This window comes from Bacillus sp. GMa5/1 (genome assembly GCF_050172015.1).
Taxonomy (GTDB): domain Bacteria; phylum Bacillota; class Bacilli; order Bacillales; family Bacillaceae_G; genus Bacillus_A; species Bacillus_A cereus.
Genome location: NZ_JBNLYC010000014.1, coordinates 1 through 23,056, shown reverse-complemented (window position 1 = coordinate 23,056; position 23,056 = coordinate 1). Strand labels below are relative to the sequence as shown.

Below are 23,056 nucleotides of genomic sequence, written 5' to 3'. Positions count from 1 at the left end.
TCGCCCCCTACCAATCATCTTTTAACGCTTCGGCTGCGACTGTTCCTGTAGGCATTTGCGAAATAATACCGTACCCTGCAAGGTAAATCATATTCACGCATACGCCCTCACCGCCGTTACGTCCCTTACCTAGTTTGATAACTCCTTCGCCGTCTAACGTGTCGATTCCGAACGTGTTCGTCGCATCTTCGAGAACTTGCTTCGTCTTCTTAATCTCGTCACGCATTGGCGGTCGTAAGATCCGCTCGTCGTTCTCTTTGTCATTCTCGTCTTTTGTTTCTTCTGCTTGCGTAATTACCATGAGAACAACCTTCGTGCGACCTGCGAGCGCCCGCAGTTTCATCGATAGAGCTGCGAAGTTCCCGCCGTTAACGCCTGATTCGTTCTTCGGTGTGTGCATGTAGTAAAAAGGATCGACTAGTACAACGTCCGCATTACTGTTAATGATGTCTTTTTCTAGTGCCTTATAACTACGGTCTGTGAAATTTTCGCAGTCTACGCCGCGAATAACGATATTCCCTTTAATGTGATCGTTGATATTCTTTAAGAAGTTTTCGAAGTGCGTCATGTGCTCGTCGCTGATCGTACCCATTAACAGATCCTTTGTATTAAATCCTGCGCCGTACTCAACGCCCTTGATCTTTGTTTTGAATAGCTTTTTCGTAGCAGCTACGATCGAGTAGATACGTACAAGTACCTCGTATTTCGACATTTCCAACGCCCATATTAAAACGTTAGCTCCTTCCATTCCCATATGTACGCATTCTGCTAAAGTCGTCGCCGACTTCCCTCGACCTGATCGCCCATAGAACGTATACATATTTCCTGTAAAGTAGCCGCCGATCGCTTCGTTTATATCTTCGAACTTTGATAGCCATACTTTAAACGATTCACCTTGCTGCCTTCGTTTCAGTTCGTATAAGAAATCTTCGGTATCGACTTTTGCGTCCATACCAATTTTCCCGCCGATCGAGTTAACGTCTAGTACATTCTTAACCTGATCGTATAGCCATTGTCCGTACTCGATCCCCTCACTATCGGGCATTTCGGTAAACTTCTTCGATGCTGCTCCTTGTAAGAGTTGTAGATACATATACTTTGCGTTCGTACCCTTTAGATCGTTTACTAGATATTCGTAAGTATCGCCTACGTTCGGCTCGTAATTAAAGTCTAGTACTTCCTCGACTACCGTATTGAATGGCGGCGCTTGATTTCGATTCTTTTCCGCATAACCTTTAATGAATCGTAGTACGTCGCGCTCTTCTTTCGTTCTAAAATGATCTGAACGTAAATTAAAGCGTATGATCGCTTGCGGATCGTTATTTTGAATGATCTTCGATAGTAGCTTCTCGCCCGTTCTCGACATCTGCCGACGCCCCCTTTAATTCCTTGTATCGTTTTTCTAGTTTACGAAATTCAGATAATACATATTGTGCATTCTGCTTTGATAGCCTTCGACTTCCTGCGCTGCCGTACGCCCTGCGATCCGCCCAGTCGTAAAGTGACTCGATTTCTTCTAGCGTTTCTTTTTCGAAGTTCTTCATTTGCGTTTACCTCTCTTACTTGTTCCCGTGAACGTTAATTCTCGCGTCATATCACGAATGCGATCAGGTAGTCGCGGATCTTTGTACAACGCCGCTAACTCTTTTAGCGGTACGTTACTTGTGTAGACCGTCGGTAACTCTTCGACATTGCGGTGATTGATTAACGCATGTAAGTCCATTCGGAATGGCTCTGTTATGTCTTCTCTGACTCCTATATCGTCCATTACAAGGAACGGAACTTCTCTCGCGATCTTTGCCCTTCGGTAATATTCCGCGGCTGCTTCCTCAGCAATATGTCGCGGCACATTCGGCCTATTGAATTGCGTATAGAGCATGTGCCACTCGTTCGCATCGAAGAAATACGCAGGCTGCTGCAATGGACGCAAACCCCGTTTTAGCGATCCGACGTAGTGACGTAGAATGAATTCGTTTATAAGGGCGCAGGCGGTCGTTGTCTTGCCGTTTCCTGTGTTAGGTGAATAAAGGTATAGCCCCATAATTTGTTCGCCTGAGAATTGACGAGAGAACGTTTTAACGTAACGATCTAGTGCGCTATATATCTTCAGCTCGCTTTCGCGTACTTTCGTGTCTACGATCAGCTCGTTTCGATATTGCTTCGGTACATTTGCAGCGTGTACACGCCCGCCGTTTCCGCTATATCCATGTATCGCAATTACATGCGGCAGGATCTCCGCTTGTGTTAGTCCGTCATGTAGTGCGTTTCTTAGAATTCCCTTTTCCATACTATCGCCTCCTTAGAACGTCAGATCGTCGAGATTATCCTCTGACGCGATTTCTAGCTCTTCAATACATTTTATACTATCGAGCACTTTCGGCATCACCTGAGCAAGCATATATGTTCTCATGAACATAAATGAGCAGACTTTATACTTCGGTGACGACTTATACTCTTTTAGGCACTCTTCAATAAACATTTTTGTTTCGAGTTTGCCGTGCTTTTCATACATTTGTTTAATCATCGCGTTATCCAATTTCACGCCACGACTAGCAAAATAGTCGAACCCTCGTACCTCTCGATGTTTGTCGCATAGGAAATTGAAAAACGTAACTGCGTTCCAATCGTCTATGTCTCGCTCTTTCCAATACTTCGCAGGCGGTAATTTTTTACGTGCCATGCTATCAGCTCCCTTCGAGTACATAAACGCAAGTACGACGATCTTTTAGGTCATATCAATACTGCGTATATTTATATATAGCTATCATTTAATACTAGTTCTAGTTAGTGTGACGCTGATCCATGTTACGTAGACATCACACGGGGATCGTGTGTCATTCGGTAAATATGCGAAAAGCCTTCGAAGGATCTACCGTGTATACGATATTCGTAAATTGATTATCATTTGTACGTACCCATTCCGCAGTTACAAGCGGCTCGCCTTTCCAACGGAAATCTAATAATCGTTTCATACGACGACTCACCGTCTCCCTACGAATCCCTAAATTTCGCGCTAGTTGATCCTGCGACGGATAGCATTTGCCGTTACGATCCATGTACGTTGCAAGCACGCAGTACGTATGCCACAATTCAGCGCCCATTGCTGCCATTAAGCCGTTACGGGCATTCACGAAAAATTTGACGAATACTTCGCCGTTTTGCATTTCATCGTTGCGCAATCTTATCGCCTCCTAAAAACTCGACTACGAACATAAACGCCGTAAACACAAAAAAGACGAGATCTTTTAGATCCCGCCTGCATAGCGATACTCTACTTTTATATGTTTACATCCTTGTCGATAGTTTTTAATGAAGTCTTTCGCCTTTTCCTGCATTTCGCCCAACGTTCCGATACTTACATAACGGTAGTCGATCCATAATTGATAGTGCATTATTCAACACCTCGATAGCAGCGCTCTAATATTTTGTGATCGAGTTTAAACTTCCTATAATAGTAAAGCAACCCCGCCGACAATACTGCCGCTACAAAGGCGACTATTGTTATTTTAATCATGACGCCACGACCTTTACGTGTAGATTTTCTTCGAGCATTTTGTAAAACACCTGTTCGTCTACCTGTACGTACTTGTAGCCCTTGTCGGTCTTAACTTCGACGCGTATTTCATTATCGAAACCCGTCCCCGTGATATTGACGTAACCGCCGAATAAATCGTTTTTAACCATTGTTGTAAATCCCCTCCTTTTTTTCGATACCTTTACGTACATAAACGCTTGTCGTATTATGTTTCGCCCAACAAAAAAGACGACACCTTAACGATATCGCCTTTTCGTCATTTTTATATTAAATTAGAGGTCGAATTCTTTAATTGCGTCATTAGCTTTCGGCGCTTCTTGTGGTGCTTGTTCGCTAGGTTGCGCGAATAGTCCTGTTTGCATATTTGCAATCATCTTTTCAATTGCCGCCTGTTTTGCGTTCTCTATCCTAACGTAAATCTTCATTGCTTCTATTATATGGTACTGCGTTGGCTTGCCTTCGAGAAAATCATTAATCATCTTTTCGTCGGGTTTTGACGAGTCCGCCTTGAAAGAATGCTGCTTGATAGCCATTAGTAACCCCCCTTAGTTAAACCGCTGCTTTCACGTCTTGAACCATCGCATATTTTGCGTAGCCTTTAGCGTTTGCCGTTTGTGCGCCTTGTTCTGCTTTCGTGTTAACGCCTGTTAAGTACGGTTTAATGTATTCGTGTAATGCTAGTAAGCTACCGCCCGTGAATAGTACTACGTCATAGTCTTTTAACACATAGCCTAAATTATCTACACGCTGCATTACAGTACGTGCCGTATATTCTAGCGCTTGTTCCATAATATCTTTAATATCGTACTCTTTACCGCCCGTCTCAATTATTACTTTCGATAAGACTTCCTTGTCGGTGAATTCGTCTTTAATGTATTCACGTTTAGCACTTCGTAACAGGCTGTCCATATGCAAGAATGATACGATACCTCTAGCGCCCTGTTTCGTAAGCTCGTCTTTAATGATGCGGTTTGCTTCCATCATTCCGACTTGTACGCCGTCGTAACGTATTGTGCGTAATCCTTTCGCTTCGCATACGTCAGTAGTACCGAACCCGATATCGATTACTAGTTTACGCGCATCTTTTTCCCATTCCATACCTTTACGGATCTTTAGGTTGTAATCATAAATGCGATTTACTACCGATCCGATCGGCTGCATAGGCGTATAAACGCGAACTACTTCGAATGTCTTTTCTATGTCATTGATCTTAACCGTATGTTTTCCGATCAAATTACGTTTTACCTTTTCGTGATTCTCTTCGTTTTTATAATCTTCGCTAGGAAGTCCCGTGCCGATAACAACTTCGCTTCCGTCTTTAACTAGTTGCGCTACTGCTAGGATCGTTTCTGTACGATATCCCGCGCTAGAATAACGATCATCATTTCTTGCGCTACTGCTTGCGCTCTCTTCTTCACCGATAACGTATCGTACGCCTTCGTATGTATAAACCGTTAGCCCTGTTGTATCTTCGAATGATTCCACTCTTCGCGATGTGTTCAAATAGCATAAATCTTCGTTTACTGATGCAACTTTTACGAACGAATTCGCAGCCTCTACGCCGATATAATCTACCGCCATGTGTATGACCCCCACCAAATTAATATATTTAACTATCGTTAACTACATTATACTACATTTGATATTTTAGCGCAATATAGTCAACGGTAGTATTTTGCATAATTTACATCTGTTGAATACATAATACCAAAAAAGTGTAGCGAAATGTATAGATTTATAGTCAATACGGTAGGTAGTCGTTATTGAAGTCGTTTGGAACTATATGTACGTTACCATAAACGTTAGGCATTACGAAGGTAGGCTGCTCAATCTTCGCGTTTTTTAATATATTTGCAATTTCGTTGTTAAATAGATCTAGTTCTTTGTTAGGATCAACGATAGGCGCTTCGATCATAGTTAAGCGATTCTTAAACATTTCTAACGCAGTAGTATAAATATAGCCGCCTAGTGTCGTATGTATATCGCCGTTACGGTGCCTAATTACACAATCTCTTATGCGGTTTCCTAATTCCGTAGAAAATAAGCAGTCTTGTATACAAAGCTCTTGTAGTGTCCATTCTGTCTTTTGAGATAGTCCGCTATTTTTGAATGCTAGAATAATATCTTTTGTTAGTTTATTGCCTAGATCATTTTCTAAACCTGCGTATGCAGTTCGTAAACATTGTGGTGTATCTGCAAATAGTTCGACTTCCCCTACTTCTTGATCTTTAACTAGATTAGTATTGTTATTCTTTTCGAAGTCTTTTAATGTTTTATTGTTTAAGGTTTTAACTGGGGTTTTAGAAAGAGTTTCACTTTCGATTTTCGGCTGCTCGTCCTTACTCTCGCAAGGGATTTCGTCACATGGTCGCTCTGCAACTGATCCTGCAACTGACTCTGCAATAGCGTTTGAAAATACATATACATTTGCGCCTAGTCCGCCTGATTTCTTTCGGCGAGTCTCGACTTTGTACAAGATTCCTAGATCTTCTAGTTTCTTAGTTGCGTAGTTAATTGTACGGATTGATTTGCCGACTGCACCTGCGATAGTTTTTACGAGTAGTTTCGCTACGCCTACGACCTTAACCGCATGTTGTGCGATGAAGTCTAGAACTTCCATTTGCGTATAACTTAACTCTTCAGCGTGGTAACTTTTAGCAATTGCGATCGTCTCGTCCATTGCTTCGATAGAATCGAATTGCGATAAATTAGCGTATTCGCTCATGTAGTGTTTGTTTGTAGTTGCGTTTGTCATAATAAATATTCTCCTTATATAACAACGCCTCTTTACCTACGGGGATATATGTAGTATAATCGTGGTAGGTTTCGTTCTGCCGCGCCAACGGCTTTACGAATTATATAGAGTACGTTGTTACTCTTTATATTCTTTATATTTTTAATTTGATATTTAGGCTTTACCTTTACCGCTAGCGACTGCAATCGTTGGCGGTTTTTTCTTTGCCTAAAACTAGAATACACCGATATCGCCGTATTGTCAATGAAAAAGTTGCACCGTCGGGAATCTCGTCGAAATATTGCCCTGCTGCGTAGTTTTTGCCATGCAATGACCCTGCAACTTCGGACTGCAACCAACGCGTTTTTCGCAATAAAAAAGAGCGATCGCCGCTGATCGCTCTACATCGTTGCTACTATTGCTTTCGAGAATAACACAAGTGCGTAATACATAAAAGCTAGACATACTGCTACTTTTAGTGATCTCCTGAACGTTTCAATTTTGTAATTTTTCATTTCTCTTTCCTTCTTTCTTTTATAATTTCATAGACTACGTTTCCGACTATTAATATCGAGAATTTTCCTATTAATATATCGATAATCATCGAATACCCTCTTTCGTCGTTTTTTGCTACATTCATATTTGTTAATTTAGCGCTAAAGTGATATCGTGAAATTGTCTATTATTATTTTACGCAGGTTACGTAATAATTTCACGTACCCTATTCAAAGCCTTTTTAAAAACAAAACGAAACGCCCTAGAGCTTCGTCAGTAGGGCGCAACGTTGTCGCAGTTTTTGGAGATAGATGTTTTATGAAGAATAAGAATAAGCCGCGCGGCAGTTTGCCACAAACTACCATGCAATAAGGATCGCCACAACCCTTACATGTACATAAACGCCTAGCCTAGCCCGCGTTCGGTTAAATCTTGATCGATTTTCGTAATTTGTGCGTGCTGCCAACGCTCATTCGCGCCTAAGAACGTTACGGCCTCGCTAGGTTTATCACCGTAACCGCTACCGATCGATGCGTTATTAATGATGCCTAGACCGATCAGGACAGTCGTTAACCAATCCGCCAACGTTACGATACTGTCTGCGACTTCCTGCGTTGGAATATAGCCGTATGCCAGTCCTTGCTTAACTAGGAACGCTACTAACGCTAGCAACGTCCCTTTGTTAAGTAGACGAGCTTTTAGCTTTCGGAAGTATAGCTTATTACCGATTTTTTTTAACATATGATCGCCTCTTTCGTTTATTAGTCACGTACGAAACGTGTGTATGACGGATCTAATTTGATCCATTCGTCTGTACCGACGCAAGCCCAGTCGCCTACGATTCCCCATACTTTGAATGAGCCGCTATTGATGTGCTTAACGACCTCGTAGTTAGTGCCCGCGCCTTTACGAACACGTACGTTAGTACCTGTAACGTATACAACGCCTGTTACTGCTTGCGGTTGTTGTCCGTATAGTTTTAACGTTGTGTACGATGGATCAGCGTATACCCATTCGCCATTACCTACGCAAGCCCAACCGTTTTCCATAGCCAATACGATATAAACGTTCTTCGGAATGTATCGTTTGAATGGATAGTTTGTGCCCGCACCTGTACGGATTCGAACGCCTTCGCCATTGATCGTAATTGTTCCGATACCTTGCTGCGAAGATCCACCGCCGCTCGTTGGTGGTGGCGTTGGTTGCCATGTGCTGCTGCCAGTGTTCCCACTGCCTTTGTAGCTCTTACCTAAGAACGTACAAATTGCTTTTGCATATCCTTGCGCTAACTTTCGTAGCACTTCGTTTTTATGGATATGTGCCATGTCTGACGCGTTGCTGATGAATCCGTTCTCTGTTAAAACTGCGGGCATATTAGTTTCGCGAACTACTGCAAGATTTGCCGTTTTCTTACCACGATCTCGGAAACCTAAAGGCGCTAGTACTTTCATCGCTTCCGCATGAAGTAAGTCTTGTAGCTGATTCGTACGGGCGTCATTACGGTTGTATACGAATGACTCGTACCCTAATGCGCTAGGATTGTCCGAAGAATTGAGGTGATTCGAAATGAATACCTTTGCGCCTCGATCGTTTGCCATTTTAGCTCGGCCAGACAACGTTACGAATACGTCCGTCGTACGAGTCATATACGTACTAACACCGTTCGCTTGAAGTTCTTCGTTTAGCATGTGCGATAGTGTTAACGCTCGCTCTTTCTCTAGCAATCCGTTTCCTACTGCGCCGCTATCGTGCGCTCCGTGTCCTGCGTCGATTACTACATCTACGTTTGTCATTTAAATTCCCCCCTATTTGATTTTTATAGAACGAGTGAGCCGCCCTACATGTACATAAACGCGGATCGTCCCGTATTTAGATCGGAACTGCGAGTTTTATTCCGACTAGGCCGCCTAGTACCGTTAAGATCGCAATGATAATCACTACGAACCATTTGACTAACTGCATTTGATTCGACATGAAAACATCTTGCTTCTTATCGAAGTTATCGATCTTCTCGCCTTGCTTAACACTAGACTTCGTTAATTCGATCAGGAGGGCGTTTATTTCGTCCATACGCCTTTCTAGTACGGCGATCTTTCTATGCGCTTCCTCCGCCTCTTGCTTCGTGTCATACGTAACCTCTCGCAGCTTTGCGATCTCTCGCTCTAATTGCTGCTGCTTGAAGATAACGTCGGCTAGCGTCATTTCCCTTGCTTCTGCCGTCATACTCACGCACCCCCTTTCGCAGATTGCTAAATTATCCAAAAAGAAAAAGAGCGGTAATTTACCGCCCTATCTCTCGTTAAATTTCGGGTGTTTGTGGTGCGTCGATTACTTCCGTCATAGGTTGCGAAGGCTCTTTCGCGGCGTTAACTGCGGATCGTTCCGCCTCTAGCTTCTGTACTCGTACCTCTAAATTTAATTTATCGTTAGCTAGTACTCGCACCTGCTCGGACAAGATCGCTTTATCCGTCGTTAAACTTGCGATCTGTAATGCTAGATCGTTTCTGATATTATCGTGATTTACGTCGATGTGTACTTGTGACATTACGCATTACCTCCCATAATTTTACGTAGTTCTAGAAACTCGTCGTTCGATAGTCTCCAATTTAGATGTGTAGCAATTCCGAATGAGTCGCGTTCCCTTGCGCCTCGAAGATCTAATCTGTACTTATCGCTAAATGCTTCTAATGCTGCGATACGCTCTTTTTCTCGCTTTTCTAGAGATGGTACTAGTTCCTCGTATAAATCCGTGTAATCACCGTGAATCATAGCAATAGGCGTACGATTTCTAAGTCGAAGAAACCAATATAACTCGTCGTACGGCAATGGCTCACCGTATAGCCGCTCGATTTCGTCTAGCTCTCGTAATTGCTCATAGACAACGTAATATCGTAGTCTTGCAGGCTCACCCTTAATAATGCGCTCGATTTCTTCGGGCGTTGGATCTACCCATATACGACCTGTTAATTTTGTGTAGCATTCACGACATACGCGAATTCCCGACCAGTTGATCGTGCTGATCGTTTTAAAACACGATTGGCAGAAGTCTCGGCGCTGCTTTTTTGGTCGTAGTGTGATCGTTCCCGATGGATCTCCTTCGATGCTCATTTCCATGTCAGGCAATACGCCCGTTCTTCGTACGATCTCGTGAGGCAACTTAATAACGCCGTCTTCTTGTATTGTTGTTTGTTGTGTCATATGCGTACCTCCATGATTGTATTTAAGGCGAATCTAGCGCCTCACGAACATAAACGCTAGACCGCCCTCTATTTTGGTTATAGTCTTACTGCGACTTTCCACGAACCGCCGATATATACGTAGATTGCGTTACCCGCCTGATCGTGCCAACCGACCCATATCATGCGATCAACCCCCGCAGGACGTGAATCAATACAACGATATCCCATAGCCTCTACGTGGCTTTGACGAACTTCGATTGGGTTATTTCCCCATATACGAAGACGTTCAGACATTTCAAGACCTACGCCGTTTGCGTTTCGACCTGCGATACTTAATCCGCCGCCCTCTACTCGCGTATTACCTTGCATCATAAGATTTCGAAGGTGCATACGAACGGGTGATAAGTGTCCATTTGACATCACCCATAGACTATCTTCTGAATCGTAAGGTACGGCCTTATCTCCTTGAACCGCCTGTACGCCGTCGATTAACGCATGTTCACCGCCATTTACACGGAAACGTAGGCGAATCCTGTTCGTTCTCTCGTGATTTAGTGTTGATGGCGTGGTTACGGTGAATCCATAACGTACGAACTCTCCCGCAGGCGTCGAAGGTATGGCGAAGTTTTTAACTTCCGACCCTATGACACTACCATTCTTGACATACTCGACTTGTACTTGTGGCGCACCTGCTCCGATATAAAACGGCTTACTCGCGTGGAATGATATCGTATACTTTGTGTTAGCCTTCGCATCGATGTCTTGATATACGTAAGCGCTCGAATTAACTAGGACGGCCTTTCGTCCGAATGCGCTTGATCCTTCGGGTACATCCGTGTTGTATCCGTCGATCATACGAGGTGAACCGACTCTAGCCCATCTACCGTAACGATCATTCTCGGTAATGAATTCCCAGTTAATGAATCTATAACATTGATTCCATATATCGCCGTCCGCCGATAACATTTCGAATGAGTGGTCGGCAATCAGGTTGGTTTGCGATTGTAGAGAATGTGTAAACCCTGTCTTCGCGTCTTTCACTAGGAAGTCGGCTTGTGTTACTTGTACACCATCCTTACCGATCGTTACACGTCCGTTACTGATCGTTACGTTATCGGCGTTTATCGTACCTGACGCGATGTTCTGCGCCTTTAAGTTAATGATATTCGTATTGTTAGCGTTAATCGTTCCGCCCGTAATACGATCCGCCGACATCGTTCCCGAAGTGATAACGGCTGCGCTTAGGTTTCGTACTTGTACCTTATTCGCATCGAGAATACCTGACGTGATTTTATCCGCCGTAATCCCTGCTGCTGCGATTTTATCGGTAGTGATCGAACCTGCTGCGATCTTCGAAGCGTTAACGGCATTGGCTGCAATCTTATCCGCAGTTACCGCATTCGCTGCCACTTTATCAGAAGTAACCGCATTTGCTGCGATTTTACTTGCATGTACAGATCCGTTTACGAGTAGTTTGTTGTCAGTCATTCGTCGGATCGTTACGTCAGTAAACACCCACTCGCCGTGCTTTTCCGTTGCATTAATCTGCGTCCATACTTGTATATATCTAGCGTTATCAGGTAGTTGAATTTCGCCCGACATCTTCGACCAACCGCCCGCATTGCGTCGTATAGCAGGGTAATTAAATACCGTTCTATTTTGATCGAATACGAAGAACCCGACTGCGAATTGATTGTTGCCGCTGATATGACACGATGAATATTCGATCAGAAAACGATCGCCGCCGTTAACTGGGATTAATTGCCCGCATGTTGCGTCTCTTCTATCTTTCATAGACCCGACGTTAGGGGTTGGTGATCCCGCAGGGATTCCCGTAGCATTCCATGCCTTGACAGTTATTCCGTTCCACTCTGCGCCCGACCCTCTATCGAAATTCGGATTAGGGCACATATTTGTAAAATCACCTACGGTTAGCTTATCGACGGATATCGACTTAGCTCCGATACGACCTGCATTTAAGATACCTGACGTAATATTCTCCGCCTTTAGATTCGTAACACCGATCTTCGCTGCGTCGATTGTACCCGATGTAATGTTTGCCGCATTAATTCCGATTACAGTAATCTTACGTGCATCGATTGTACCCGACGTGATCTTATCTGCTGAGATACCCGCCGCCGCAATCTTATCGGTAGTGATCGAATCCGCTGCGATCTTTGCTGCCGTTACTGCATTCGCTGCAAGTTTGTCTGCATTAATTGCGTTCGCCCCGATTCTAGCTGCGTTTAGAATCCCTGACGTAATATTCTCCGCCTTTAGATTCGTAACGCCGATCTTCGCTGCATCGATCGTACCGCTCGTGATATTACCTGCATTTAAGTTGATAATATTCGTATTCGCTGCGTTGATCGTACCGCCATTAATTCGATCAGCAGTCATAGTACCCGACGTAATGTTATTCGCTTTTAAGTTCACAACGTCTACTTTGTTCGCATCGATCTTACCTGCCGTAATACGATCCGCTACGATTGCGCCGCTATCTACCGCAGTAACCGAAGGTGAATGCCATAAAATAGACGCTGCTTTGTTCTTCGCTTTCGGATAATACCCGCTATAGAATCGCATACGTAAGTACTTTGTAGCGTGGTGCATTCGATATGACGACTGTATGTTTCTACCTTGTGGCGCTTCGTTTCCGTCTGATTGCGAAGCTACCGCATAACCGTCCATGAACTGCCACTGTCCAACCGTACCCAATCCTGACCAAAAATACGGATTCGTACGAGGTGTTCCGCTTAGTGCGCCGTTAGTTGGATTTAGCGGCTGCATCGGAAGTTCCTTTTTATTCTTGTCGTATGCTTGTACACCGAAGTACTGCGATCCTTCTCTCTCGTTCTTCTCGACAAACATTCCGATACTGAATTTGTATGTTTGGTTTGGATCTACTTCGAAAAACTCTGAATGATATAGCGTAGGTGTATCGTGCTCCGTCGTCGTGAACGTATGGACAAGAACATCACCCATATTTTCAGATCCTCGAAGGTTTACCGTAGATGTCGCATGTTTCGATACTTGCCACCCTGTAGAATCATTTCCAGTTATCGAAGTGTTAGCGACTAGACTTTTCGCTAGTACATGCAGCTTGTCCGTCGTGATCGCGTTCGCCGCAACCTTATCAGCAGTAACCGCATTTGCTGCGATCTTATCTACGGTTACGGAATTCGCCTGTAACTTCGAAGCGTTGATCGAATTTGCTGCGAGTTTGTCTACCGTGACCGCATTCGCTGCGATTTTTTCAGCCGTAACGGAATTCGCTTGCAGCTTCGAGGCATTAATCGAATTTGCTCCGATACGTTCTGCGTTTAACGTACCTGTACTAATGTTGCTAGCATTAAGGTTTACGAAGTTTGCTTTATTCCCATCGATCGTTTGTCCGTATAATCTTTCAGCGGATAACGTACCCTTTGTGAGAACACCCGCGTCGCTTGCTAGCTCTTCGAAATCTAGCGGTGATGGCGTCCATTGTGAAGATACCTCGCTTACTTTCATCATTACGCCAGTGACGCAAGCCTCGCCGTTAGATCCTTTTAGACAGTTCGCCGTGATTCGAACTTCGTCGAGGCTTGTCATTCCTGCCCAGTCGTTAAATTCGAACGTAATCCATTCCCACCCGCGGCCGCGAATGTCGTTTGCTGCGCCTGCGTTTGCGTACTTCATGATCTCTTTTCCGTCTTTGTCCATACCTCGGAATCTCGCATAGAAACGAATACCGCCCGTTGTCATTGAGTGGGTATAAACCCACCCGCCGAACTGTACTTTATTCCCTAAGATTCGAGCGTTTGCGACTGGAATTGTATTGATTAAGAAGTTTTCGGCCGTTGAAGGTTGTTTATTTATTAATCGGAATACGTGCGTAAACCCGTTTAATGCGCCAGTAGTTCCGATCGTCCATTTATCAGTGACTCCTGTTTGTGTAGCCGACCAACCCAACCAACCTAATTTCGCAGCACTATTTAACGCTAAGTTTTGACCGCTTGCTGATCCGATAGTGTCTCGTACTTCTTGTAGCTCTTCTTCTCGTGGTTGGTCGTAGTCGGTCGCCATTGTACCGATCCCGACTTTGAATTCTTCTAACGTAATTGTCCCGCCTGTAAAGTCGCGAGCCAATACATACGCGGATAGTGATTTGATCGGTTTATCGAATACGCTACCTGTCCCCGATAGTAAAAGGCGACTATATTCGACGTTTGGTTTTATAATCTTCTCGCCTCTACCGCTGATGTATTGCGATGTTCCATCTACATAATCGATCCTTACTTCCATACCGATCCACGGATTTGTATTGCCGATCGTCGCTACCTTACCCGACACTTTTAGTGATACCGTTAGCGGCTTCCCTTGAATATCCTTGATCGCATAATCTGCGAATTTAAAGTACGTATGATCTTTTGTAGCACCGTCTTTTACGATATGCGTTACGCCCTTTGTACCTAGTAGTAAGTTGCGGCCGACATTCGATAAACCTGCGATTCTGTCCCCTAGTTCTTTCGCTGCCCTTTCTTCTGCCGCTTTCTGCGCTGCATCTGCCTTTTTCTTTGCATCTGCTGCCGCGGCTTCTTCGGCTTTCTTGCGTGCTTCTTCCGCCAGTCTTTCTGCCTCTGTTTTCGCATTCTTTTCGGCTTCCTTACGAGCTGCTAGAATACGATTATCGGCTTCAGTCAATGCGCCTTGCTTTGCTGCATCTGCCTTGTTTTTCGAATCTTGCTTTAGTGCCTCTTCGACTTGTTTCGTTACTTCGTCCGTATGTGCATTTGCTTCTTTTTGTGCCTGCTGCGCCAGTCTTTCGGCTTCTGTTTTCAAGGCTGCGTCTAGTTCTTTCGCCGTTTTAATCGCTGCGTCTCTCGCTGCATTCGCTTTTGTATCAGCATCTTGTTTTAACGCTTCTTCGACTTGCTTCGTAACTTCGTCCGTATGCTTCTTCGCTGCTCCTTCGGCTTCTTTAGCGATCCTTTCGGCTTCTGTCTTGATCGCCCTGTCCATTTCTTCGGCTTGCTTGATCGCTGTATCTTGTGCCTTCTTCGCTTCGTCCTGTGCCTTCTTCAATGTTTCCGCAGGTGTTTCCGCTCCGATATCCTTCGGCGATGTTGGCGAAGCTGCTTCCCATTTCTTTGTTTTTTCGTTATACTTGCGGATCTTGTTTGGTGTACTTGACATATCGAACCATATCTGCGTGAGATCTTCGGGCGGTGTTTCACCGTAATGCCACTCTTTTTCCGCATAACCTTCCGCGAATAGTTTCGCATTCAGTTCGGCGTCTTTCGCCTTTTGATCCGCATGTTTCTTGACTTCGGCTTCGACTTCTTCCGTTAGTCCTTCGACATATGACTTCATTTCGATCTTAATCTCTTCGTCCATTTCTTCGGCTACTTCGATCGCCTTTTCTTCGGCCTTCTTCGCTTTGATCGCCGCGTCTTCCGCTGCTTCTGCGATTGCAGTCCCTTCGGCTTTGTCCGCTTTCTTCTGCGCTCCTTCGGGCGTTTCTGCTCCGATCTCCTGCGGTGTAGTTACTGACGCATTAACCCATAGTTTTTTCTCAGCGTCCCAACGTTTCATAACGTTGGGACGCTGAGAAGTATCTAGCCATAGCATATCGGGTGTTCTCTTGCTAGGTAGTGGCTCAGTGGCGCTCTTATAAACGACTTCGCCGCCTTGCTCCCACTTCGTCATATTTTGATTAATCGTTTCTTGAATCGCTTCGATTTGTCTATTCTTATCGATCACTAGCGGTACGAATTCGCCCAGTAATACGTAGTCTTTCGCAGGATTCGTATATGATCGGTAGATTGCGATAACGCGCGCATTAACTGCGAGAGCAGGCTCGAACATTGTATCTTTTACTAAGATCGTATCGCCTAGACGTACCTTTTCATGCTCATAGCCCGTTAACGATTCCAGTAATAAGACGCTAACTTCGTATGTTGCTCGTGGCTGCTTAACGCGTTTTAGCTCTTCTACTGCCTTTTTCATTAACTCATACTCATTATCCACGCTATTTAAATCTAAGCGCTTGAATAGGTGCTTTCCGTTCTTTCCATATAGCTGCATCGCGTGTTCGTCGCCTACCCATTTCTGCCCTTTAGGTGATACATAGCCGTCGTGGATATTCTCGAATGCTTCGATCGTCAGGCGCTTCCCTGTCTCGTCAGCTTTACCGATTGGAATAATCGCGGTTGCGATATCTGATCGATCTACTTCTCGCGTTACACCTGTTAGATCCTTTCCGTACGTGAATCGCTTCCCAGTAACGTTACCGCGTCGCTTAACTAGATGTACGAAACGATCTCGCACTTTCATACCCATAAATGAAACGGTGAATTCCATTTCTAAACCGTACTGATCGCGAATCTGATGTAACGCAGCTAGTGCGGTAGGATATTCGTGTAGATTGACATTTTGTAGTCCCGCATAATCTACGATACCTAGTTTCCAACCTGTACCCGCTAGTACTTTCTCCGCTGCATCTTTCGCCGTAACTGCGACTAGTGCTTGACCGTCTACGATATGGTTGTATAGATCATCTACGGCCGCATTTTCTGCGAATACTCGACGCACATACTTGTTGTCTTTTCGCTCTTCTACCGTACGAATAATCGTAAATAACATGAGTTTACGATCTTTGTTTCGTACGATTACGTTATTTCCTGCGACTAAGTGTTTTGTGTCAGGATCGCTTGCTAGCGTACTAAACTCATATGTTAGTAGTCCGTCTAACTGCTCGAAGTGGCCGTCTTCGAAAAACTGCGGCGTCTTCGGTAGGTGATTCGTAAGGATCGTTAATTGTCTTCTGTATTGATCCGTTACGATAATCATGTTGTTAACATCGTTTGTCATTTTATCCCGCCTTTCCGTGGAATCCCCACATATACATAAACGCGAGCCTATCGTAATTTGACAGACTCGCATTTTTAGGTTATAGATATCGATTTGTGAATTTGATGCTTGTTTCACCTGCCGATGGTGGGTAGATCGCAATCTCTGATCGTCCCGTCGGAATGCTAAAGAAATCACTAGACGGATCTAACATATCATTTGCTAGAAGTCCGTTTTTGTAGATAGACGCCGAAGCCATATCGACCTCTAACGTGTCGCCTCGCTTAAACGCCATATCGTTAACCTGCTCGCGTTGATTCTCGTTGTACTTGTATACGTTGATGTGATCTAACGTCATGTAGTAGCGTTTGTCGCCATTACCTAGCGCCGATGTTTCGAGTTGTATGCCTGCTAATTTGTTAAGGTATCGCCCTGTGTAATCCGCATACTCTCGATATAGTTCGGTATGGAATCGTCCTGTTTTCGCATCTTGTAACGCAAAGTACGTAAACCATGTAACGTAGCCCTTGCGTTCTTTGCGTCCGAATCGGATAATTCCGTTATTCCATTCAGACCAAACCCCATCGAAGCCGCCGCGATCGTAAACCATCGCGATACCGTTCTTATTGTCGCCGAACTTAACTGTCGCAATTTGCTGCGTTTTAAGCCATGTAACATCGTTTAGATGCGCATTACCGAACTTGCGGCCGTTCTGATCTAGTAGATAGAATCCGACTCTTCCCATGTCTCGGCGATCCCACGATCTAAACGTAGAATGCAGCTCGACCATAAAGTTATCGATCGGCTCAGGAATGTTACGATACATAGATGCGCCGTGCCAACCTGCGAAGCGATCTTCGGGCTTGTCTTTGTTTCCGCCGTAGTCCCACCCCTTTTGGTGGAATAGATAGCCGTTACTTTCGAATGTACCGTACACGATCCCGTCGTAAATCTCGCTCGCATCCGTCCATTGTCGTACATCGATCAGCTCGTCGTATAAAACACGCTCTTCGTATGGAACTGTCTGTTTATTGTAGTCAGGCGCTTGTCCCGCAGTTACCGCATAATCCTTTCCGATAACGGAAACTGTCGGTGTATCTTCGGCGAATGTAATACGTACGTTCGGATACGCTTCGGCCGTTCCGTCGTTCACGACTTCGGTTTTCATATTTCCGCGCTCTATATTATATTCTTTCTCTAGTCCGTCACCTACTGGATCAGAACATAGTAATGTGAATTGAATCATGCAGCTTGTTCCAATTGGCGTTATAGGCGTTGATCCGTCGAGCTTTGCCGTGTAACTTACGTGATTCTTAAAATCGAAGATTAATTCGCCGTCAGGTACGTTTAACCAACGCCGAATGTCATCTAGCTTCGTTTCTCGCTCTAATTCCGTATCTGCCGTTATCGTAGCGACAACGTTATAACGCATTACGTCCGTTTCTGATCCGAAATCGTAAGCGCCGATTTTACCCGACGCTTTTAATAGATTTGCGGTTTTTTGCGGTAGTAGATCCCGCTCGATCGTATTTACTAACATGTATCTGCTTGCGTGTCGTCCTCTATAGATGAATGACATTCTATCTCCCCCTCGATCTTTCTTTCGCTCGTTCCATGCGCTTTAATTCCGCTGCAATGCGCTCCACGTCCGCCTCTTCACGCACATGTAATTCAGCGATTTGGAAGTTATTCGTTACTCGGCGATCGCCTCCACCACCTTGCTGCGGCTTCTCTTGACTAAACGCGGCTACCGTAGTAGGTCGATTCGCAGTACGAATAAAGTTGAATAAATTCGCCTGCTGAGCTTGCGTTAGTACCATTTCGTTTTTAAGTAGTCGCGCATCTACTTCGTCGAACTTCGCACCTCTTCCGACTAGTCCGCGAGGATTACCGCCGTTATGATACTTCGGTCTCGTAGATCTATTCGAAGGTGACGCACCTACTGTACCGCCTGAATGGAAGTATTTCAGCGGATTTAGGTTACCTAGCCACTCTAGCGAAATTCGTTTCGTTTTTGGTGCGGTAGCCTTGCTATCTAGGTCGCTTACTTCACTCTTCGCCTTCGATGCGTCAGCGTTAATCTGCTTCGTTTTCGCTTCCATTGCCTTCTTGTCGGTATCGCTGATCGTCCTCATTGCGGGCGCATTGTTAGCGAGAACCTCTTTTATTTTCTTCTCGGTTGCCGCTTTATCGACGTCTTTAATGTCCCTTTTAGCGGGTGCGGTATTTGCTTGTACTTCTTTGATCTTCTTTTCGGTCGCTAACTTGTCAGTATCCTTAATATCTTTGTTAGCGGGTGCGGTATTCGCCTGTACTTCTTTGACTTTCTTCGCAGTTGCGTCTTTATCGAGCTGCTTGACCTTCGCATCGGCCTCCGACTTCTCGACATCGACTTTCTTGTTCGCCTGCTCTTCGACTTTCTTTTTCAAGTCGGCGTTTTTCTTTTCGGCTTCCGAAGGATCTAGTCCCGCCTCTTTGTCCGCCTTCTTCTTGATGTCGTCTTCTAACTTCTTGTTATCGGCTTCGGCTTTCTCCTTTTTAAGATTGACCTCTTTATCGACGGGCTTTCCTGCCTCTTCGTTAAGTTTGCCGTACTCTTCTTTTTGCTTCTTGATCTCTTCGGTGTTCTTTGCGTGATTCGCTCGCGTTTCTTCGATAACTTGCTTCGCCTTCTCCGCAGCTTCCTTCGATTTAAGGTGATTGTCGTACTCTTCCTGCTGCTTATCGTTAAGACCGTCCTGCGAGTTCTTCACCTTCTCTAGTGCTTCTAGCTTTTTATTATGACCTGCGATAGCTTTGTCGAGTGCTGCGATCTCTTCGCCTGATTTTGCCGCGACGCCTGCTTGTGCCATTTGCTCTTGAATACGAATTTGTACGGCGTTTTCGAGCTTCGCTTGTTTTGTATCTAAGTCCATGATAGCGGCGCGCGATTGTTGTATCGTTTGCTCGTTCGCTCGCTGCTCTTCTTGCGCAGCTTCTAGACTCTTTTTCGCATTATTTAACTTTCGTTCAGCGAAGAACGCTTGCACTTCGTTACCCTCTTTTACGTGCTGCTTATACTCTTTCTCACGCTCGTTAACGCGATTCTGTAACATATCGACGCTATCTTGTAGTTGCTTACGCCTACCGATCGCCTCGTTACCTTCGTCTACGGCTTTCTTGTAGTCTTGCAGATCCTTGACCTGATTTTTATAGCCTTGTGCGATCTGCTGCGCTAGTTCGATTTGCTGCTTCTCTTTTAGCGCTTTTACAAGTTCGCGAGCTGCGTCCGTATTTTCTGCGATCGCTTGTCCCGTTGTACTGTATGCTTGCGCCGTTTGCGGTGCTTTACTGATAAGATCGTCAGATAGTTGAATCGTCTTATCGATTTCGTCGTTGCTCGCTTTCGTCTTATCTCGAAGTCCTTGCAATTCTTGTTGTAATCGCTTCTTAGTTTCGGGATCTTCGACTCGTTGTATTTCCGTTTGTAGATCACGATAGCGAAGTAACTCTTCGGAAGATAAGCCGACCTTGTTTTTCAGCTTGTCGTACTGATTTGCGGTATCTTCTAGTGATCTAGATTGCTCGCCTAACGATTTATACGTGTCCATGTTGACTTCTTTGTACTCTTCGGTCTTGTCCTTCGCACCTGATAACATGTACGTGAGACCGCCAACCGCAGCCGCTACCGCTCCGATAGCTAACGTATATGGATTCGCAACCATTGCGAGACGCAGTACGTTTAATGCCGATACAACTTTACCGATATTTGTTACGAAGATCATTAACCCCGCAGCCGTTCCCGCAGCCGCTAAACCTGCCGCCACGAATCGCGGATCGATTTCGGCTAGTGCTCCGATAAGAGTCGTCGCGCCTTGTGCTAACGAAGTAAACGCAGGTAATAAAGCCTCGCCGATTCCGATCGCTAAGCCTTCCGCTGCCGACTTAACTTGCGTCCATGCTCCGATAAGAGTATCTTGTTGTACTTTTGCGATACGTTCCGCCGTTCCGCCCGATTGCTCTAGCGCCGTTTTGTACGCTTGTAACGATCCTTGTCCTTGATCTAATAATGCGAGGAATCCTGCTGATGCTTCCGTACCTACTAATTGCGCAGCCGTTACAGTTTTTTGTGCGTCCGTCATGCCCTGCATTTTCGAACTAATATGACCGATCAATTCGGGAAGTGGTTTGAATTGTCCGTTTGCATCTACTACGGAAATACCTAACTTCTCGAATGCTTTTTGTGTTTGTCCCGTTGGATTCGCTAACGATAGTAACGCAGCACGTAAAGACGTACCCGCTTGCGATCCTTGAATACCCGCATCGGACATTTTCGCTACTGCCGTCGCTGCATCGGTGATATCCCAACCTAACGACTTCGCTACTGGTGCGACGTATTTCATCGCCATACCTAACTGATTCATGTCGGTATTTGCAGTCGTGAAGGTCTTCGCTAACACGTCCGCCGCGAATCCCGTATCTTTCGCGGATAGTCCGAAACCTGTCATGATATTAGATGCGATATCTGCCGCAGATCCTAGATCGATAGCACCCGCAGCCGCTAAGTTTAATACGGCAGGCATTGCGTCGATACTATCTTGCGCCTTGAATCCCGCTAAAGATAAGAACGCCAAACCGTCCGCCGCTTGCGAGGCGCTGAACTGCGTCGTCGCACCTAAGTGCTTCGCAGTTGCGTTTAACTGTTTGAATTCTTCGTCCGTTGCTCCTGATATCGCTTTAACCTTCGCCATTGACTGTTCGAAGTTTGCCGCTGCTTTGACCGATGATCCGACCGCAGCTACTACGGCAACCCCTGCGGCTGCCGACGCCTTACTTAACGCCGACATACCCTGCGAAGATGATTGCGCATTCTGATTTAATCCCTGCATATCTTGTCTTGCTTGACTTACGCCCTGTCTAAACTGAGCGTTATCGAGTACGAGCCGCGCCCGTACTTCGCCTGCATTTGCTGCCATACAACCACGCTCCTTTACGATAGTGCTCGTAGCTCTTCGAATTTGCTACGATTGAACTTTTCTGCTTTCGGTTTGATTCCTGCTTCTCTCGTCCATGTGCGGATTAATTCGCGGTACTCTTTTTGCTCTAGGTTTCTAGCATTTATGATCGTTAGTAGATCCAGTTTGCGCGTAGCTTTTCGATTTCTTGATTTCTCAGCATACGCAGCAAGATCGATAAGGTAATAGTCTTCTTCGATCTGTCTTTGTGTAACGCCCATTACCGAGGCCATTTCGAGTAAGAAATCTTCGAAGGGATCGTCTAGGCTTCCGTCGTAGCTTCGATCGTCTCCGTCGTTTCCTCTGTCTTCTTCGCTTTTGGTAACAGGCTTAGAAGGTTTTTTACCATACGCTCTAAATCGTTGTATTTAACCATTTGTACGAGGTATTCTATGACCTCCGACATTCCCACTTCGCCTTGCAGGTATTCAACATCGATACCCGTTAATTGCGAAGTGATCGTTACGAAGTCGTCTGTCGCAGCTTCTACGGCCGCGATCGCATATGCAGCGTACTGATCCGCAGGTGCGTTGATCACTTGAATGATAAGATTCGGAACGTTACCTGATACGGCGATCAACTCTTTGAACTCTTTCGGCGTAACCTTTCTGATACGAACCTTCTTCGTACCTAGCGTTAACGTGTCAGGCGCTAGCATCGCCGTATTCGCTTCTTTCTTTGTAAAAACATTGGTGATTTTTCTAAGCATATATCTTCCTCCTTGTCAGGTTTGACAAAAACACAAAAATGCGCTTTACAAGAACATAAACGCCGATAAACGACAAAAAAGACTAGAGCCGCAGCCCTAGTCCCGATTTGTCACACTTATTTAGTTACCGAAGCCTTTACCGTTTCTTTTTCCTTGACAGTTTCGTCACCTAAGATATATAGAGTGCCGTCAGCCTCAGGGAACGCATTGAACGTAATATTTGCGATACGCTCGTTGTCAGGATCGAACGTATAATCAGGATCAGCTGACGCCGCTGCGTTTGGTACAGTGATCCAGTCATTCGGCGTAGTGTCAGGCGCAGTCGGTTTAATAACCATTTTCTTCGCAGTCGATAACATATCGAAGCCCGCTTGCGCAGATACGAATAACGCTTGCTTGTCGCCATTCTCTACGAATTTAGAGTTCGGCATTACTTTTGATAATCGTTTCAGATCGTGCAATGCGAACGGTACAGTCGTCTCAGCCTTACGACCTTTCATAATCGATTTTACAGGCGTCTCACCGTATTGATCGACCGTAACTTCTTGTACAGATGTAGATACACCGAATGAGATACCG

The 23,056-nt window shown here is 45.1% G+C and carries 21 protein-coding genes; all 21 read right to left on the bottom strand.

Annotation, left to right across the window (positions count from 1 at the left end; genetic code table 11):
• Nucleotides 1-7 precede the first annotated feature (7 nt).
• On the bottom strand, nt 8-1,366 hold the full coding sequence (locus tag ACQGSG_RS05855) for a DnaB-like helicase C-terminal domain-containing protein (RefSeq protein ID WP_098926581.1): 1,359 nt from the start codon (nt 1,364-1,366) through the stop codon (nt 8-10).
• Nucleotides 1,320-1,544, bottom strand: coding sequence for a hypothetical protein (locus ACQGSG_RS05850; RefSeq protein WP_098605652.1), 225 nt, complete (start codon nt 1,542-1,544; stop codon nt 1,320-1,322). Before ACQGSG_RS05850 ends, ACQGSG_RS05855 begins: the two co-directional genes overlap by 47 nt.
• Nucleotides 1,541-1,879, bottom strand: a complete 339-nt coding sequence (locus ACQGSG_RS05845) for a hypothetical protein (protein ID WP_226800209.1) — start codon at nt 1,877-1,879, stop codon at nt 1,541-1,543. Before ACQGSG_RS05845 ends, ACQGSG_RS05850 begins: the two co-directional genes overlap by 4 nt.
• A gap of 420 nt (nt 1,880-2,299) precedes the next feature.
• Complete coding sequence (locus ACQGSG_RS05840) at nt 2,300-2,680, bottom strand: hypothetical protein (protein ID WP_426947081.1); 381 nt, start codon at nt 2,678-2,680, stop codon at nt 2,300-2,302.
• A gap of 154 nt (nt 2,681-2,834) precedes the next feature.
• A complete protein-coding gene (locus ACQGSG_RS05835; RefSeq protein ID WP_061655089.1) occupies nt 2,835-3,179 on the bottom strand; it encodes a helix-turn-helix domain-containing protein in 345 nt (114 codons plus the stop codon).
• Nucleotides 3,180-3,245: 66 nt separating this feature from the next.
• Nucleotides 3,246-3,392 (bottom strand): hypothetical protein, encoded by a 147-nt coding sequence (locus ACQGSG_RS05830; RefSeq protein ID WP_154695878.1) that lies wholly within the window; start codon nt 3,390-3,392, stop codon nt 3,246-3,248.
• A gap of 118 nt (nt 3,393-3,510) precedes the next feature.
• A complete protein-coding gene (locus tag ACQGSG_RS05825; protein ID WP_266009566.1) occupies nt 3,511-3,684 on the bottom strand; it encodes a hypothetical protein in 174 nt (57 codons plus the stop codon).
• A 123-nt stretch (nt 3,685-3,807) separates the two neighbouring features.
• Nucleotides 3,808-4,068, bottom strand: a complete 261-nt coding sequence (locus ACQGSG_RS05820) for a hypothetical protein (protein ID WP_266009565.1) — start codon at nt 4,066-4,068, stop codon at nt 3,808-3,810.
• Between the two features lie 16 nt (nt 4,069-4,084).
• Nucleotides 4,085-5,116, bottom strand: coding sequence for a ParM/StbA family protein (locus ACQGSG_RS05815; RefSeq protein WP_325842829.1), 1,032 nt, complete (start codon nt 5,114-5,116; stop codon nt 4,085-4,087).
• 160 nt (nt 5,117-5,276) lie between these two features.
• A complete protein-coding gene (locus ACQGSG_RS05810) occupies nt 5,277-6,290 on the bottom strand; it encodes a helix-turn-helix domain-containing protein (protein WP_325842828.1) in 1,014 nt (337 codons plus the stop codon).
• Between the two features lie 879 nt (nt 6,291-7,169).
• Nucleotides 7,170-7,505 (bottom strand): hypothetical protein, encoded by a 336-nt coding sequence (locus ACQGSG_RS05805; RefSeq protein ID WP_266009562.1) that lies wholly within the window; start codon nt 7,503-7,505, stop codon nt 7,170-7,172.
• A 20-nt stretch (nt 7,506-7,525) separates the two neighbouring features.
• Nucleotides 7,526-8,557, bottom strand: a complete 1,032-nt coding sequence (locus tag ACQGSG_RS05800; protein ID WP_266009561.1) for an N-acetylmuramoyl-L-alanine amidase — start codon at nt 8,555-8,557, stop codon at nt 7,526-7,528.
• A gap of 76 nt (nt 8,558-8,633) precedes the next feature.
• A complete protein-coding gene (locus tag ACQGSG_RS05795; RefSeq protein ID WP_325842827.1) occupies nt 8,634-8,987 on the bottom strand; it encodes a hypothetical protein in 354 nt (117 codons plus the stop codon).
• A gap of 76 nt (nt 8,988-9,063) precedes the next feature.
• Nucleotides 9,064-9,219, bottom strand: a complete 156-nt coding sequence (locus ACQGSG_RS05790; RefSeq protein WP_266009560.1) for a hypothetical protein — start codon at nt 9,217-9,219, stop codon at nt 9,064-9,066.
• An 89-nt stretch (nt 9,220-9,308) separates the two neighbouring features.
• A complete protein-coding gene (locus ACQGSG_RS05785) occupies nt 9,309-9,962 on the bottom strand; it encodes a hypothetical protein (RefSeq protein ID WP_317188140.1) in 654 nt (217 codons plus the stop codon).
• A 77-nt stretch (nt 9,963-10,039) separates the two neighbouring features.
• Nucleotides 10,040-16,795: a phage tail spike protein gene (locus tag ACQGSG_RS05780; RefSeq protein WP_346264952.1), complete on the bottom strand. Its 6,756-nt coding sequence runs from the start codon at nt 16,793-16,795 to the stop codon at nt 10,040-10,042.
• A gap of 79 nt (nt 16,796-16,874) precedes the next feature.
• The gene (locus ACQGSG_RS05775) at nt 16,875-18,353 is read right to left on the bottom strand and encodes a distal tail protein Dit (RefSeq protein WP_325842845.1); all 1,479 of its coding nucleotides are present in this window, start codon (nt 18,351-18,353) and stop codon (nt 16,875-16,877) included.
• Between the two features lies 1 nt (nt 18,354).
• Entirely contained in the window at nt 18,355-21,729 is a 3,375-nt protein-coding gene (locus ACQGSG_RS05770) for a phage tail tape measure protein (protein WP_214632208.1), read from the bottom strand.
• Nucleotides 21,730-21,743: 14 nt separating this feature from the next.
• Nucleotides 21,744-22,001, bottom strand: a complete 258-nt coding sequence (locus ACQGSG_RS05765) for a hypothetical protein (protein ID WP_325842846.1) — start codon at nt 21,999-22,001, stop codon at nt 21,744-21,746.
• A gap of 29 nt (nt 22,002-22,030) precedes the next feature.
• Nucleotides 22,031-22,477, bottom strand: coding sequence for a hypothetical protein (locus ACQGSG_RS05760; protein ID WP_317188229.1), 447 nt, complete (start codon nt 22,475-22,477; stop codon nt 22,031-22,033).
• Between the two features lie 116 nt (nt 22,478-22,593).
• Nucleotides 22,594-23,056 (bottom strand): hypothetical protein (locus tag ACQGSG_RS05755; protein WP_426947074.1); only part of this gene is annotated, 463 nt, incomplete at its 5' end.

Bases quoted from the DNA above. Each gene is read 5' to 3' on its own strand.
- ACQGSG_RS05855 (WP_098926581.1), bottom strand. From the start codon at position 1,366: ATGTCGAGAACGGGCGAGAAGCTACTATCGAAGATCATTCAAAATAAC.
- ACQGSG_RS05850 (WP_098605652.1), bottom strand. From the start codon at position 1,544: ATGAAGAACTTCGAAAAAGAAACGCTAGAAGAAATCGAGTCACTTTAC.
- ACQGSG_RS05845 (WP_226800209.1), bottom strand. From the start codon at position 1,879: ATGCTCTATACGCAATTCAATAGGCCGAATGTGCCGCGACATATTGCT.
- ACQGSG_RS05840 (WP_426947081.1), bottom strand. From the start codon at position 2,680: ATGGCACGTAAAAAATTACCGCCTGCGAAGTATTGGAAAGAGCGAGAC.
- ACQGSG_RS05830 (WP_154695878.1), bottom strand. From the start codon at position 3,392: ATGCACTATCAATTATGGATCGACTACCGTTATGTAAGTATCGGAACG.
- ACQGSG_RS05825 (WP_266009566.1), bottom strand. From the start codon at position 3,684: ATGGTTAAAAACGATTTATTCGGCGGTTACGTCAATATCACGGGGACG.
- ACQGSG_RS05820 (WP_266009565.1), bottom strand. From the start codon at position 4,068: ATGGCTATCAAGCAGCATTCTTTCAAGGCGGACTCGTCAAAACCCGAC.
- ACQGSG_RS05815 (WP_325842829.1), bottom strand. From the start codon at position 5,116: ATGGCGGTAGATTATATCGGCGTAGAGGCTGCGAATTCGTTCGTAAAA.
- ACQGSG_RS05810 (WP_325842828.1), bottom strand. From the start codon at position 6,290: ATGACAAACGCAACTACAAACAAACACTACATGAGCGAATACGCTAAT.
- ACQGSG_RS05805 (WP_266009562.1), bottom strand. From the start codon at position 7,505: ATGTTAAAAAAAATCGGTAATAAGCTATACTTCCGAAAGCTAAAAGCT.
- ACQGSG_RS05800 (WP_266009561.1), bottom strand. From the start codon at position 8,557: ATGACAAACGTAGATGTAGTAATCGACGCAGGACACGGAGCGCACGAT.
- ACQGSG_RS05795 (WP_325842827.1), bottom strand. From the start codon at position 8,987: ATGACGGCAGAAGCAAGGGAAATGACGCTAGCCGACGTTATCTTCAAG.
- ACQGSG_RS05785 (WP_317188140.1), bottom strand. From the start codon at position 9,962: ATGACACAACAAACAACAATACAAGAAGACGGCGTTATTAAGTTGCCT.
- ACQGSG_RS05780 (WP_346264952.1), bottom strand. From the start codon at position 16,795: ATGACAAACGATGTTAACAACATGATTATCGTAACGGATCAATACAGA.
- ACQGSG_RS05775 (WP_325842845.1), bottom strand. From the start codon at position 18,353: ATGTCATTCATCTATAGAGGACGACACGCAAGCAGATACATGTTAGTA.
- ACQGSG_RS05770 (WP_214632208.1), bottom strand. From the start codon at position 21,729: ATGGCAGCAAATGCAGGCGAAGTACGGGCGCGGCTCGTACTCGATAAC.
- ACQGSG_RS05765 (WP_325842846.1), bottom strand. From the start codon at position 22,001: ATGGCCTCGGTAATGGGCGTTACACAAAGACAGATCGAAGAAGACTAT.
- ACQGSG_RS05760 (WP_317188229.1), bottom strand. From the start codon at position 22,477: ATGCTTAGAAAAATCACCAATGTTTTTACAAAGAAAGAAGCGAATACG.